At 73.5% G+C, this 801-nt stretch carries 1 protein-coding gene; it reads left to right on the forward strand.

Features of this window, described 5'->3' with window-relative positions; genetic code table 11:
- Positions 1-128 precede the first annotated feature (128 nt).
- Positions 129-801, forward strand: a 673-nt coding sequence (locus tag FNQ90_RS25435; RefSeq protein WP_182608462.1) for an NUDIX domain-containing protein, incomplete at its 3' end; no start/stop codon positions are given.

Here is an 801-nt window from a genome sequence, read left to right on the forward strand (position 1 = left end):
GTCCCCACCCGCTGTTCGCGGGGCTGATCCGGGCCGCCGTCCGGGCCCGCACGGAGGGCGCCGGGAGCCCCGGGACCGCGGACGCCCCGGGAACCACGTCCCCCACCGAGCACGGGAACCCCTGAACGATGACGGATACCGGGAACCCCGGCAACACCGGGAACGGCGGAGCCGACACGCCTCTGCGCGACACCCCCGAATCCTGGCCGGTGATCTCCACCGATCTCCCCTTCACGGGGAGGAAGACCGGGGTGCGCACCGACGAGGTGCGGATGCCGGACGGCTCGGTGGCACGCCGCGACTACCAGGTGCACCCGGGTTCGGTCGCGGTGCTTGCCATCGACGAGCGGGACCGGGTGGCGCTGGTCCGCCAGTACCGTCATCCCGTCAGGCGCCGGTTGTGGGAGATCCCCGCCGGGCTGCTCGATGTGCCGGGTGAGCCGCCGCTGCCCGCGGCGCGCCGGGAGCTGTGGGAGGAGACCCACCTGCGGGCGGATGACTGGCGGGTACTGGTGGACCTGTACACCAGCCCCGGTGGCACCGACGAGGCGGTGCGGATCTTCCTGGCCCGGGGGCTGTCCTCGGCCGAGGGGGAGCGCTACGAGGTCTCCGACGAGGAGGCCGACATGGAGCGCGCCATGGTGCCCCTGGAGGAGCTGCGACGCGCGATTCTCGCGGGTGAGCTGCAGAACACCTGTCTGGTCGCCGGTGTCTTCTCCCTGCTCGCCGCGCGCGGGGTCCCCGGAGGGCCCGACACACTGCGACCCGCCGACGCGCCCTGCCCCCGTCCCACCGTCTCAT

Source organism: Streptomyces alkaliphilus (assembly GCF_014141535.1).
Lineage (GTDB): Bacteria > Actinomycetota > Actinomycetes > Streptomycetales > Streptomycetaceae > Streptomyces > Streptomyces alkaliphilus.